Here is a 13,347-nt window from a genome sequence, read left to right on the forward strand (position 1 = left end):
CCTGCCGGTGCCACCGCGGCACCGGCAGAATACGCGCTGGACGAGTATCCGCAACACCAACAGAAAGCAGCCCATGCCATCGTTACAGCGCAGGCTCTCCGGCGCGCCGCCCACCATGGAAGACGTGGCCCGGATGGCCGGGGTTTCCCACCAAACGGTGTCACGGGTACTCAATGACCATCCCAACGTCAGCGCCGGCACCAAGGAGAAGGTTTCCGCTGCCATCAGCGAACTCGGGTACCGGCGGAACGCTGCGGCGCGGTCGCTGGTGACGCGTTCGTCCAAAGTCATCGGGGTGATCATCACGGAGCTTGAGCAGTACGGTCCGGCGAGCACCCTGCTGGGCCTGCAGGAAGCGGCGTTCCGCAACGGATATTTTGTCAGTGTTGCCGGCCTGCGCGAACTGACCCGAGACGCCGTCCTGGAATCAGTGAACCATCTGCTGAACCAGGCGCCGGACGGGATTGTGGTGGTGGCACCCGTCCAGGCCGGCGTTGATCTTTTCCGTGACCTGGAACTGAAGATTCCTCTGGAAATAGTCGCCGGCGGTCTCGCTCCGGAGGGCAGCCAGGAACAGGCGGCACGGATGGCGGTGGGGCACCTCGCGGATCTGGGCCACCGCAGCATTGCCCATTTGGCCGGTCCCGAGCAGTGGATGGATGCGCAGCGGCGGGCATCGGGCTGGCGCGGGGAGCTCCTGGCGCGCGGACTGGTGGCTGCACCGCCCATGACCGGTGACTGGGGAGCGGAGTCCGGTTACCGAAACGGGCTGGAGTTCGACGCCGCCGCCCACAGTGCCGTGTTTGTGGCGAACGACCAGATGGCGCTGGGGTTCATGCGTGCGCTGCATGAACGGGGCATCAGTGTCCCCGGCGATATCAGTGTGGTCGGCTTTGACGACCAGCCCGAAGCCGCATACTTCCTGCCTCCGCTGACGACGGTTCGCCAGGATTTCCGGGGCATGGGCCGGTTCTGCATCGACCACCTTCTGCTGGAGGTCAGCGGCGGCACCAGCCGGAACGCAAGCGGATCCGGCACGGCGGCCGGTTCCGGCGCCGCGGAGCCGGGGCCGGCCGCAGCGCCGGATCCCCGCGGCGCGGAAAGCACGCCGGAGTCCGGACTCATTGTGCGCAGCAGCACCGCTCCCCCGGCGAAGTAAGGCCTGCCGCCGGGCCCGGTCACCCGCCGCCGACCCGCCCGCAAAGGGTCACGTAGTGTGCCGGCCTTGACATTGAGACGCACCGCACATCTAATTGTTAGCGCTAACACGATCAATGACGATTTGCCTGGCCGGTTCTCCGGCCGCCACAGGAGGACCCCATGAGCAACACCAATCCGGACGAGCAGTACGTTATCGGGGTGGACTACGGCACCCTCTCCGGACGGGCGGTGGTGGTGCGGGTGTCCGACGGTACGGAACTGGGCTCTGCCGTCCACTCGTACCCGCACGCCGTCATTACGGACAGCGTTCCGGGCAGCGACGTCCGGCTGCCCCCGGACTGGGCGCTGCAGGTTCCGCAGGACTATGTGGACGTGCTCACCAACGCCGTTCCCGCAGCGCTGGCAAGCGCCGGAATCAATCCTGAGGCAGTCATTGGACTGGCCACCGACTTCACCGCCTGCACCATGGTCCCGGTAACCGGCGATGGAACCCCGCTCAACGAACTGCCGGAGTTTTCCGAACGGCCGCACGCCTACGTGAAGCTGTGGCGCCACCACGCCGCACAGGGCCAGGCCGTGCGAATCAGCACCCTGGCAGCGGAACGGGGTGAAGCATGGCTGGGACGTTACGGCGGACTTATTTCCTCGGAATGGGAATTCGCCAAGGCCCTCCAGATCCTGGAGGAAGATCCGGAAATTTACGCGGCCATGGATCACTGGGTTGAAGCAGCCGACTGGATTGTCTGGCAGCTCACCGACACCTACGTCCGCAACGCCTGCACCGCAGGATACAAGGGCATCTACCAGGACGGCGCCTACCCCTCCGAGGACTACCTCGCGGCCCTGAACCCCAAGTTCGCCGGATTCGTGTCGGACAAGCTTGAACACACCATCGGCCAGCTGGGCTCGGCGGCCGGCACACTGTCGGCGCGCGCCGCGGAATGGACCGGCCTTCCCGCAGGCATCGCCGTCGCCGTCGGCAACGTGGACGCCCACGTGACCGCACCGGCGGCAAACGCCGTGCAGCCCGGCCAGATGGTGGCCATCATGGGAACCTCCACGTGCCACGTCATGAACGCTGAGGAGATCCACGAGGTTCCGGGCATGTGCGGTGCCGTGCAGGGCGGCATCGTGGAGGGGCTCTGGGGCTATGAAGCGGGCCAGAGCGGTGTGGGCGACATCTTCGGCTGGTTCGTCAACAACTGCGTGCCGCCGCGCTACGTCGACGCAGCGGCCGACGCCGGCACCGGCGTCCACGAATACCTCACGGCTCTTGCCTCCGAGCAGGCCATCGGCGAGCACGGTCTCGTGGCCCTGGACTGGCACAGCGGCAACCGATCAGTGCTCGTGGACCATGAGCTGTCCGGCGTCTTTGTGGGACAGACCCTGGCCACCCGCCCCGAGGATATGTACCGGGCACTGCTGGAAGCCACCGCCTTCGGCACGCGGACCATCATTGAGGCCTTCAACGCCAGTGGAGTTCCGGTCACGGAGTTCGTGGTGGCCGGCGGGCTGCTCAAGAACCCGCTGCTGATGCAGATCTATTCCGATGTCATCAACCTTCCCCTCTCCGTCATCGACTCGGATCAGGGCCCGGCCCTCGGCTCCGCGATCCACGCGGCGGTGGCCGCCGGAGCGTATCCGGATGTCCGGACGGCCGCTGCGGCTATGGGCCGGGTTAAGCGCGGGGTTTATCAGCCCATCGCCGAGAACGTGCAGGCCTACAACGCCCTCTACGAGGAATACCGGACCCTGCACGACTACTTCGGGCGCGGGGCCAATGACGTGATGCACCGGCTAAAGAAGATCCAGCGCGATGCAGCGGCACGCACGCCCTCCGGCGCAGCGAAAGCCACATCCGAAGAAGAGACTGCAGCAAAGGAACTTGCACTGTGACCATGACCTCCGACGTCGTCGGCACCATCGACAAACTCCGCCGGCAGGTCAGCGACCTGCATGCAGAGCTCACCCGCAACGAACTGGTGGCCTGGACCGCCGGCAACGTGTCAGCCCGCGTCCCGGGCCAGGACCTGATGGTCATCAAGCCCTCCGGCGTCTCCTATGACGACCTCACTCCGGAAAACATGGTCCTCACCGACCTCTTTGGCACCGCGGTGGACGGCGGCGGGTCGCCGTCGTCCGATACTGACGCCCACGCCTACGTGTACCGGCACATGCCCGACGTGCACGGCGTCGTGCACACCCACTCCACCTATGCCACCGCATGGGCAGCCCGCGGAGAAGCCATCCCGTGCGTGCTGACCATGATGGCGGACGAGTTTGGCGGGGAAATACCGGTGGGCCCGTTTGCCCTCATTGGAGACGACTCCATTGGCCGCGGCATCGTCGAGGTGCTGTCCGGGCACCGCTCCACCGCGGTCCTCATGAAGAACCACGGCGTGTTCACCATCGGCAAGGACGCACGCTCCGCGGTGAAATCCGCTGTCCTGTGCGAGGAAGTTGCGCGCACCGTCCACATCAGCCGCCAGCTTGGCGATCCGCTGCCCATAGCGCAGAAGGACATCGACAGCCTGTACGAGCGCTATCAGAACGTGTACGGCCAAAAGTAGTCCGGAGCCCCGCCTCCCCCGCACTCTTCTTCGAAAAGGATTCCCACATGACCATCAGCACTGCCCCCGTCCGCGAAATCTGGTTCCTCACCGGCAGCCAGGGCCTGTACGGCGAAGAAACCCTGGCCCAGGTCCGTGACCAGGCCGGCGACATCGCCCGCCAGCTCGACGAGGCTGAAGCCATCCCCTACCGGATTGTCTTCAAGCCCGTCCTGAAGGATTCGGACGCGATCATGGAAACCATCCTGGCCGCCAATTCCTCGGAGGCCTGCATTGGCCTGATCGCCTGGATGCACACGTTCTCGCCGGCCAAAATGTGGATCCGCGGCCTCACCAAGCTGCAGCGTCCGCTGCTGCACCTGCACACGCAGCACAACGTGGAGCTGCCGTGGGCGGACATTGACATGGACTTCATGAACCTGAACCAGGCCGCGCACGGCGACCGCGAGTTCGCCTACATCTCCTCCCGGCTCGGCGTCAGCCGCAAGACCGTGGTCGGGCACGTATCCAGCCCCCGGGTCCAGGCGAAGATCGATTCCTGGGCCCGCGCAGCGGCCGGCTGGCATGAAATCCGCAGCCTCAAGCTGGCCCGGTTCGGGGACAACATGCGCAACGTCGCCGTCACCGAGGGTGACAAGACCGAGGCTGAGGTGAAGTTCGGCGTCTCCGTGAACACCTGGTCCGTCAACGAACTGGCAGCCGCCGTGGACGCCGTCAGCGAAGAGGCCGTGGACGCCCTGGTGGCGGAGTATGAGGAACTGTACGACGTCGTTCCGGAGCTGCGGCGCGACGGCGGCCGGCACAAGTCCCTGCGCTACGGTGCACGGCAGGAGCTGGGCCTGCGCTCCTTCCTCGAGGAAGGCGGCTTCGGTGCCTTCACCACCAACTTCGAAGACCTGGGCGCCCTGCAGCAGCTGCCCGGCCTGGCCGTCCAGCGGCTCATGGCCGACGGCTACGGGTTCGGCGCGGAGGGCGACTGGAAGACCGCCGTCCTGGTCCGCATTGCCAAGGTCATGGGTGAAGGCCTGCCCGGCGGCGCGTCCCTGATGGAGGACTACACCTATAACCTGGTCCCCGGCAGCGAAGTGATCCTCGGCGCGCACATGCTGGAGGTATGCCCCTCGCTGACCACGTCCAAGCCGTCGCTGGAAATCCACCCGCTGGGCATTGGCGGCAAGGATGACCCGGTGCGCCTGGTGTTCACCGCGGACCCGGGTCCCGCCGTCGTCGTATCCCTGGCGGACATGCGCGAGAGGTTCCGGCTCACGGCCAATATCGTCGAAAACGTGGTTCCGGAGCAGGACCTTCCCAACCTGCCCGTGGCACGCGCGGTGTGGAAGCCCGCACCGGACCTGGAAACGTCAGCCGAATGCTGGCTCTCGGCCGGCGGAGCGCACCATACGGTGATGTCCACGGCGCTGGACCGGGATGTGTGGGAGGACTTTGCGCAGATCGCCGGTGTGGAGCTGGCCCTGATCGACGACACCACCACCACTAAGTCCTTTGTTAACGAGCTCAAGCTGAACTCCGCGTATTATCGGCTGGCACAGGGCTTCTAGGCCTTCGCAGGACTTCACCATTTTCAGCCACGTCAGATGAAGGGGCTTTAACGTGCTCGAGGAATACAACTGGGCCGGCAACCTGCGCTACTCCGGAACGGAAATAGCCCAGCCCTCCAGCGTGGAGGAGCTTGCGGAGCTGGTGTCGTCGTCGCCGGCCGTCCGCGCGGTGGGCACGCGCCATTCCTTTAATGACATCGCCGATTCCGCCGGCGTCATGGTGAACCTGGAGAAGCTGCAGGGCGATCCGGTCCTGGACGAGCAGGGCCGGACGGTGACTGTCACGGCGGGCACCCGCTATGGGGATTTGGCCGCGTTCCTGGTGCAGCACGGGTATGCGCTGCATAACCTGGCGTCGCTGCCTCACATCTCCGTGGCGGGTGCTGTTGCCACCGGAACCCACGGCTCCGGAAACCGCAACGGCAACCTGGCGACCGCCGTTGCGGCGCTGGAACTGGTGACCGCGGACGGAACCATGCTTCGGGTGGACCGGTCCTCCCCCGATTTCCGCGGAATGGTGGTTTCCCTCGGGGCGCTGGGGATCCTGACCCGGATTACCCTGGACGTGGAACCGGCGTTCGAGGTGCGCCAGGATGTGTTCACCGACGTCCCGTGGGCTTCCGTGGAGCAGAATTTCGATGCGGTCACGTCCGCGGCCTACAGCGTCAGCATCTTCAGTTCGCTGGCCGGACCGGCGGCGTCACAGGTGTGGCTCAAGAGCCGCACCGACACGGAAATGCCTTATGCCGGAAGCGCCGATTTCTTCGGCGGAAAGGCTGCATCGGAGCCCAAACACCCACTGCCGGGCATGAGCGCAGTGAACTGCTCCGAACAGATGGGCGTTGCGGGGTCCTGGTCCGACCGGCTCGCGCATTTCCGGCTGGCGTTCACCCCGAGCAACGGCGATGAGCTCCAAACCGAGTACCTCGTGGAGCGCGGCTCCGCCGTCGAAGCCCTGGGGATCCTGCGCGGCATGTCGGCGGAGATCGCGCCACTGCTCCAGGTCTGTGAGATCCGGACGATGGCACGTGATGATCTGTGGCTGAGCAGCAGTTATGAGCAGGAGACGGTCGGTTTCCACTTCACGTGGAAGCCGCTGCAGGCCGACGTCGAGGCGCTGCTCGCGAAGATGGAAGCGGCACTGGCACCGCTGAAGCCCCGCCCGCACTGGGGAAAGCTGTTCACGCTGGAGCAGGCGGAGCTGCAGGGACTGTATCCCCGCTTTGCGGACTTCCAGGATCTGGCCGGCCGGATGGATCCGGAACGCAAGTTCGTCAACGCCTTCCTGGCGCGGAAGGTTCTTGGCTAGGGTCCCACCCGGAAATAAGTGCTGGAAACCAGTCAGATGCCGACTATTTCCCGCGATTTACGCCTAGGATCACACCCATGGATATCCCATGGTTCGCACTTGTTGCTCTTGCCGGAATTGCCGTTTACGGGCTGACTGAGATTGTCCGGATGGTGGTCAACCGCCAGCAGGCTCCCGGGGTTGCCGCATCCCGGGAGCTGCAGCAGGCTCTCGATTCGAACAGGACCCTGCAGCGGCGGCTTGAATCCGTCGAGCGTAAGGTCTTCGACCTGGAACTGGAGAAGTCCGGCCGCCCTGTTCCTCCGGCTGGATCGCCGGTGTCTCGGGAGCAGCCGGTGTCTCGGGAGCAGTCCTAGCGGCGGACCTGTCCCTTGCCGCGGCCGGACAGGCCTTCAGCAACACCAATGAGCAGGACGGCGGCTATAACAGCGACAATGAAGCCGAAGATGTTCAATTCCCAAATGTCGCCGCTGCCAACCAGGGAAGCAATGGAGCCCCCGATGACGGACCCGGCCAGTCCGAGCAGCAGCGTGGCAAGCAGGCCCAGGTTCTGTTTCCCGGGCTTGATTAGGCGGGCCAGGGCGCCGATAACGAGTCCTGCAACGATAAATCCGATCATGGTGGTCTCCTTTTGAAGGGGGCTGGCAGGGGTTGCGGACACACGCCGCACCACTAAGCGTCCTTATCATTCTAGGCGACGGCCTCCGGACATCCCTCCCAATTCTGGCACCACCGGCGGCCCGGCACACGGTGCCGGCTCCAAACCCGGGAGCCGGCACCGTGGAAACCATCGCTGCGCAGGACTACGCCGGCTGCTGCTCCCTGACCAGGCCGTCGGCGATTTCCAGCACCTCGTCCAGGATGCCGAGCCCGGCTTCGGTGTCGGCGGCGCTGGTGTTGCACGGCGGGACAACATGAATGCGGTTGAAGTTCCCGAACGGCAGCAGTCCGCGCTGTTTGCAGGCCGCCAGCAGCTGGTTCATCTCTCCGCTGGAGCTGCCGTACGGTGCCAGCGGTTCCCTCGTCTCCCGGTCCTTCACCAGTTCGATGGCCCAGAACACGCCGGTCCCCCGGACCTCACCCACCGATACATGGCGCTCGGCGAAACCGGCCAGGGCCGGGCCGATGACCGAGCGGCCCAGCTCAGCGGCGTGCTCCACCATGCCCTCGTCCTCCATGGCGTTGATGGTTGCGACGGCGGCGGCTGCGGCCAGCGGATGGCCGGAATACGTCAGCCCGCCGGGGTACACGCGCTTGCCGAAGGTTGCGGCGATCTCAGGACTGATGGCCACACCGCCCATGGGAACGTACCCGGAGTTGACTCCCTTGGCGAAGGTGAGCAGGTCCGGCACCACATCAAAGTGGTCGACGGCGAACCACTTGCCGGTGCGGCCGAAACCGGACATGACCTCGTCCGCAATGAAGATGATTCCGTAGCGGTTGCACAGCTCGCGGACGCCCTGGAGGTAGCCCGGCGGCGGCAGGTAGATGCCGGCGGTGCCGGGGATGGACTCCAGGATGATGGCGGCAATGGTGTCCGGACCCTCATAGGCGATCAGCTGTTCGAGGTGTTCCAGTGCGCGGCTGCTTTCTTCTTCCTCGGTGGTCGAGTGGAAGGCCGTGCGGTACAGGTACGGCGGAAAAAAGTGCACGGTGCCGGTGCTGGCGGTGTCACTCGCCCACCGGCGGGGATCCCCGGTGAGGTTCACGGCCAGCTGGGTGCCGCCGTGGTAGGAACGGTACGCGGACAGGACTTTCTGCCGGCCCGTGTGCAGCCGGGCCATGCGGACAGCGTGTTCGTTGGCGTCGGCTCCGCCGTTGGTGAAGAAGATCTTGTTCAGGTCCCCCGGGGTCCGTTCGCTGATGAGCCGGGCGGCTTCGGAGCGTGCGTCATTGACGTAGCTCGGAGCTATGGTGCACAGCTTGGCGGCCTGCTCGGCGATGGCCGAGACAACGGCGGGGTGCTGGTGGCCGATGTTGGTGTTGACGAGCTGGGACGAGAAGTCCAGGTACTTCTTCCCGTCGCCGTCCCACACGTATGAACCCTGGGCGGCCGAGATGACCATGGGATCCAGGAGGTCCTGGGCGGACCAGGAGTGGAAGACATGCTTGCGGTCCAGCTCATAGGCGCGGCGGGCGCCTTCAGCGTCCAGCAGCGGCGGGGCTCCGCCGTCGATCGTTGAAGTCATGATGCATAGCCTTTCAGTTGCGGGGCCGGTCAGGCGTTCTGCGGGAAGCCGAGGTTGATGCCGCCGTGGCTTGGATCCAGCCAGCGGGTGGTGACAACCTTGCCGCGGGTGAAGAAACCAACGCCTTCGGTTCCGTGGGCATGGGTGTCGCCGAACAGTGAGTTCTTCCATCCACCGAAGGAATAGTAAGCCATGGGAACCGGGACCGGGACGTTTATGCCCACCATGCCAACTTCCACTTCGTTTTCAAAGCGCCGCGCCGCTCCGCCGTCGTTCGTGAAGATGGCTGTTCCGTTGCCGTACGGGTTGGAGTTGATCAGGTGCAGCGCCTGCTCGTAGCTGTCCACGCGGACCACTGAGAGGACCGGGCCGAAGATCTCGTCCCGGTAAATCGACATGTCGGTGTCGACGTTGTCGAAGAGGGTGGGGCCAACAAAAAAGCCGTCGCCCTCCGCGTCCGGAGTGACGGTGCGTCCGTCCACCACGAGGGTGGCGCCCGCGGCCTCGCCGGCGTCGATGTAGCCAGCCACCTTGTCCCGGTGGGCAGCTGTGACCAGGGGGCCCATGTCGCAGCCGCGGCTTCCGTCACCGGTGCGCAGCGCGTTGGTGCGCTCGGCAATCTTGCCCACGAGTTCGTCGGCAACAGGGCCCACGGCGAGCAGCGCGGAGATGGCCATGCAGCGTTCCCCGGCGGAGCCGAAGCCCGCGTTGACGGCGGCGTCGGCGGCGAGGTCCAGATCGGCGTCGGGCAGGACGATCATGTGGTTCTTGGCTCCGCCCAGGGCCTGGACGCGCTTGCCGTGCGCGGTTGCCGTTTCATAGACGTATTTGGCGATGGGGGTCGAGCCGACAAAGGACACGGCCTTGATGTCCGGATGGGTCAGGAGCGTATCCACCGCTACCTTGTCCCCGTGCAGGACGTTGAACACGCCGTCGGGCAGGCCGGCTTCCTTCCACAGCTCCGCCAGCCAGTTCGCTGCGCTCGGGTCCTTCTCGCTCGGCTTCAGCACCACGGTGTTACCGGCGGCCAGCGCAATCGGGAAGAACCACATGGGCACCATCGCCGGGAAGTTGAAGGGGCTGATGATCGCAACGGGTCCCAGTGCCTGGCGGACGGAATGCACGTCCACGTTGGTGGATGCGTTCTCGGTGAAGCTGCCCTTCAGCAGGTGTGGAATACCGCAGGCGAATTCCACCACTTCCTGGCCGCGGCTGACTTCCCCGAGGGCGTCGTCGAGCACCTTGCCGTGCTCGGCCGTCAGGATGGCGGCCAGCTCCCCCTTACGGGCGTTGAGCAGCTCGCGGAAAGCGAAGAGCACCTGCGTGCGGCGGGCCAGGGACGTGTCGCGCCATGCGGGGAACGCGGCAGCGGCAGCGGCCACTGCGGCATTGCCCTCATCCTCGGTGGCCAGGGACACCTGGCCGGTCACCTTGCCCGTGGCAGGGTTCGTTACCGGGGCGGTGCGTGCTCCGGCCGGGACGTAGCTGCCGTTGATCCAGTGCTTGATGCTGTCCAAGGTTTCTCCTTGTGGAAAGGGCGCCCGGGGGCGGTGGTGTTCAGTCGGATCCAGTCTGCCGTTCCCGGGTACGACTCATAAGTAGCAGTGTGTAAGACTTCGCCCACTTTGCTTTACCCTGTGTAAATGCTGCCCACTGTTCGCTCCGTCTTGGACCTTCCCGTGCTGCGCGAGGCCCAGCCGCGGCTCCTGGGCTCCGCGCACGGCCTGGATCACGCTGTGCGCTGGGTCCACGTGAGCGAGGTGCTCGACGTCTCGGGCCTGCTGTCGGGCGGAGAACTGGTCCTCACCACCGGGCTGGAGCTTGAAAAGGACCCCGGGCGCACTGCCATGTTTGTCCGGTCGCTGCAGGACGCCGGAGCCTCCGGACTCATTGTGGAAGTGATCGGGGACCGCCGTAACAGTCTGGACGCACTAACGCTGGCAGCCTCGTCGGCAGCCCTGCCCGTCGTCGTCGTCCGGCGCCGGGTGCGCTTTGTGGAGATCACGGAGATTGTGCACCGGCTGATTGTGGCCGAGCAGCTGGAACGGGTGGAGCGTGCCCGTGCCGTCCATGAGGCCTTCACGATGCTCAGCCTGGAAAGCGCGGGAACCGGCCAGGTGGTGGAGCAGGCCGCTGCGATGATCGGCGCCCCGGTGGTCCTTGAGGACCTTTCCCATCTGGTGCTTGCCTACGCGGCCCACCAAGTGGACACCACCGTGCTGCTGGATAACTGGGAGCGGCGTTCCCGGACTACGCCGTCAACAGCGCAAACGTCCCGCACCGGCAACGGGGACTGGCTGCAGACACCCGTGGGCGTTCGGCGGCAGGTGTGGGGCCGGCTGGTGGTCCCAGCGGTGCTGGACGACGACGCCGGTGCCGCCATGGTGCTGGAACGGGCCGCGCAGACCCTTGCGATCAACCGGCTCGCGGAACGGGACCGGCGTGACCTGAACCAGCAGGCGCAGGCCGGACTCCTGAATGATCTGCGCCAGCCCCGCGGATTGGGCGAGGGTGAAGCGCAGGCCCGTGCCGCCGCCCTGGGCCTGCGGCGGTCACCCTTCTACCTTCCCGTGGTTTTCCGGGGCACATCGCCGTCGGCAGTCCCGGGAACCGCCGCGGCAGACGCCGGCGGCGATCCGCTGGCCGGGCAGCAGGAGGAACGTTTGCTTCTTGAGCAGCTGGCACGGGCACTGAAGCCCCTCCCCTGCACCGCCATCAGCGCCGTCATCCGTTCGGGTTCCGTCGGCACGCTCCTGGCTCTTTCCTCCCAGCAGGCCGAGGACAAGGTGCTGCGCGCCCTGGCTGCGGCTGTGGCCCAGGAATCGGAGCGGGAACCGGCCCCAGGCGGCGGGGCGGGGAGCTGGACCATCGGCGTCGGGCGCCTTCAGGATTCCCTCCTCGAAGCAGCGGCGGGAATCGATGAGGCGGCCCATGTTGCCGAGACTGCCGCCACCCTTCCCGGACAGGACCGGCCGTTCCACCGCGCCACCGATATCCGGCTCCGGGGCCTGCTGGCCCTGTTGCGGAAGGATCCCAGAGTCCAGCAGTTTGTCGAGTCCGAACTTCAGGGGGTCCTGGAGGCCGAGGCCCGCGGCGAGTCCGGCTATCTGGAGATGCTGGGCCAGTTCCTGGAATCCGGCGGCAACAAGACTGCCCTGGCCCGCATCAGCTACCTGAGCCGGCCGACCCTGTACGCCCGGCTGAGCCGGCTGGAGGAGCTACTGGCCGTGGACCTCGACGACGCCGAATCGCGCACGTCACTGCACGTGGCCCTGCTTGTCCACCGGCTGCGGACCCTCTAACGCCGTGATGCTCCTGAAGAACCAGACTGCCCACCGGAAAAGCGAGCCGTGAACATGCCCAAACCCTTTACCCTGACCCAGCTGAGATATTTCGCCGTTGTGGCGGAGGCCGAAAACATGACGGCAGCCGCCGTGCGGCTGTGCATCACCCAGTCGGCCCTGTCCACGGCAGTGGCGCAGCTGGAGGCCAGCCTCGGAACTCAGCTGTTTGTACGCCTGACCCGCGGGCTGCGCCTCACCCCGGCGGGCCGGCAGCTGGCCGGGGACATCAAGGTGGTGCTGGAACAGGCGGACGCCCTCTATGAGTCAGCGCGGGGACTGGCCGCCAGCGTCGTGGGTGAACTGACGGTTGGCGTGTTCTCCCCGCTGGCGCCGTTTCGCCTTCCGGCTATCCTGCAGTCCTTTGAGCGCCAGCATCCCGGAGTGGAGGTTTCCATCCTCGAGGCGGACCTGGCCGGGCTGCAGGCGGCGCTGCGCGAAGGAGCCTGTGATGTTGCGCTGACCTACGGCCTGGGCCTCGGTGAGGGTTTCACCGCCCGGGTCCTGGAACGCGTACCTCCGCACGTGCTGGTTCACGCCGGTCATCCGGCGGCGGCGGGGCCCGAACGCAGCATTGCCCTTCGGGATTTGGCCGGTGAGCCGTCGGTGGTGCTGGACCTGCCGCACAGCAGGGAATATTACGAGCAGCTCTACGCGCTGGCCGGAGTGGAGCCGAACGTCCGCCACCGCTTCTCCGGGTATGAAACAGTCCGTTCCTTTGTGGCGAAGGGACACGGCTATGCCGTGCTGAACCAAAGGCTGCACAGTAACCTGACGTATTCCGGCGGACAGGTGGTGGTTCTGGCGCTGACTGACGATTTCCCGCCCATTGACGTCATGCTGGTCCGTCCCGGCGCCATAAAGCCCACCCGCCGCGTCCTGGCCTTTGAGGAAACATGCCTCCGACTCTACGGATCCGCCGGGAACCCATCTCCACAGTTGGACCCATCAACACAATCTATGGGTCTGGGCTAAACAACCCATTGGACACCTGTGACCTGAGTCACCACAGTTGGTTGCGGTACTGAACCCGGAGCCTGCCACAGACGGTAGGCCCGGGTTCTCCACGATCAATCAAGGGAGATTTGATGCGTCCGTTCCCAGGAACGTGTGTCCGGAAGATGACCGGACGCCCCGGTGCCGGCAACACGGCGGCAATCTTGGCCCTTTTGCCGTTTCCGGCCCGTAACGCTGTTTACCGCAGCGGAAACATGAGCC

11 protein-coding genes are annotated in these 13,347 nt (G+C 65.8%); 8 read left to right on the top strand and 3 right to left on the bottom strand.

The annotated features are described in order from the left end of the window. Nucleotides 1-73: 73 nt before the first annotated feature. The 6 genes from AAE021_RS06480 to AAE021_RS06505 all read left to right on the top strand — a co-directional run bounded on the left by AAE021_RS06480 (nucleotide 74) and on the right by AAE021_RS06505 (nucleotide 6,955). Nucleotides 74-1,159 (top strand): LacI family DNA-binding transcriptional regulator, encoded by a 1,086-nt coding sequence (locus AAE021_RS06480; protein ID WP_342024791.1) that lies wholly within the window; start codon nucleotides 74-76, stop codon nucleotides 1,157-1,159. Between the two features lie 161 nt (nucleotides 1,160-1,320). Then, a complete protein-coding gene (araB, locus tag AAE021_RS06485) occupies nucleotides 1,321-3,057 on the top strand; it encodes a ribulokinase (protein WP_342024792.1) in 1,737 nt (578 codons plus the stop codon). Between the two features lie 2 nt (nucleotides 3,058-3,059). After that, nucleotides 3,060-3,731 carry an L-ribulose-5-phosphate 4-epimerase gene (locus AAE021_RS06490; protein ID WP_342025340.1) on the top strand — a complete coding sequence of 224 codons (672 nt, stop codon included), beginning with the start codon at nucleotides 3,060-3,062 and terminating at the stop codon, nucleotides 3,729-3,731. Nucleotides 3,732-3,778: 47 nt separating this feature from the next. After that, the gene (gene araA, locus AAE021_RS06495) at nucleotides 3,779-5,290 is read left to right on the top strand and encodes an L-arabinose isomerase (protein ID WP_342024793.1); all 1,512 of its coding nucleotides are present in this window, start codon (nucleotides 3,779-3,781) and stop codon (nucleotides 5,288-5,290) included. Between the two features lie 52 nt (nucleotides 5,291-5,342). Then, complete coding sequence (locus tag AAE021_RS06500; protein ID WP_342024794.1) at nucleotides 5,343-6,599, top strand: FAD-binding protein; 1,257 nt, start codon at nucleotides 5,343-5,345, stop codon at nucleotides 6,597-6,599. 77 nt (nucleotides 6,600-6,676) lie between these two features. Continuing rightward, the gene (locus AAE021_RS06505; protein ID WP_342024795.1) at nucleotides 6,677-6,955 is read left to right on the top strand and encodes a hypothetical protein; all 279 of its coding nucleotides are present in this window, start codon (nucleotides 6,677-6,679) and stop codon (nucleotides 6,953-6,955) included. Here AAE021_RS06505 and AAE021_RS06510 read toward each other — a convergent pair. From AAE021_RS06510 to AAE021_RS06520, 3 genes are all read right to left on the bottom strand, one after another. Further along, a complete protein-coding gene (locus AAE021_RS06510; RefSeq protein ID WP_342024796.1) occupies nucleotides 6,952-7,218 on the bottom strand; it encodes a hypothetical protein in 267 nt (88 codons plus the stop codon). The genes AAE021_RS06505 and AAE021_RS06510 overlap by 4 nt on opposite strands. Nucleotides 7,219-7,402: 184 nt before the next feature. Beyond that, a complete protein-coding gene (locus AAE021_RS06515; RefSeq protein ID WP_342024797.1) occupies nucleotides 7,403-8,788 on the bottom strand; it encodes an aspartate aminotransferase family protein in 1,386 nt (461 codons plus the stop codon). 29 nt (nucleotides 8,789-8,817) lie between these two features. Then, nucleotides 8,818-10,305, bottom strand: a complete 1,488-nt coding sequence (locus tag AAE021_RS06520; protein ID WP_342024798.1) for a CoA-acylating methylmalonate-semialdehyde dehydrogenase — start codon at nucleotides 10,303-10,305, stop codon at nucleotides 8,818-8,820. A gap of 126 nt (nucleotides 10,306-10,431) precedes the next feature. Between AAE021_RS06520 and AAE021_RS06525 the strand changes: the two genes are divergently transcribed. Together AAE021_RS06525 and AAE021_RS06530 are read left to right on the top strand one after the other, a co-directional pair. Then, nucleotides 10,432-12,090 carry a PucR family transcriptional regulator gene (locus tag AAE021_RS06525; RefSeq protein WP_342024799.1) on the top strand — a complete coding sequence of 553 codons (1,659 nt, stop codon included), beginning with the start codon at nucleotides 10,432-10,434 and terminating at the stop codon, nucleotides 12,088-12,090. 54 nt (nucleotides 12,091-12,144) lie between these two features. Beyond that, entirely contained in the window at nucleotides 12,145-13,104 is a 960-nt protein-coding gene (locus AAE021_RS06530; protein ID WP_342024800.1) for a LysR family transcriptional regulator, read from the top strand. Nucleotides 13,105-13,347: the final 243 nt, after the last annotated feature.

Origin of the sequence: Arthrobacter citreus (genome assembly GCF_038405225.1) — a bacterium.
Lineage (GTDB): Bacteria > Actinomycetota > Actinomycetes > Actinomycetales > Micrococcaceae > Arthrobacter_B > Arthrobacter_B citreus_A.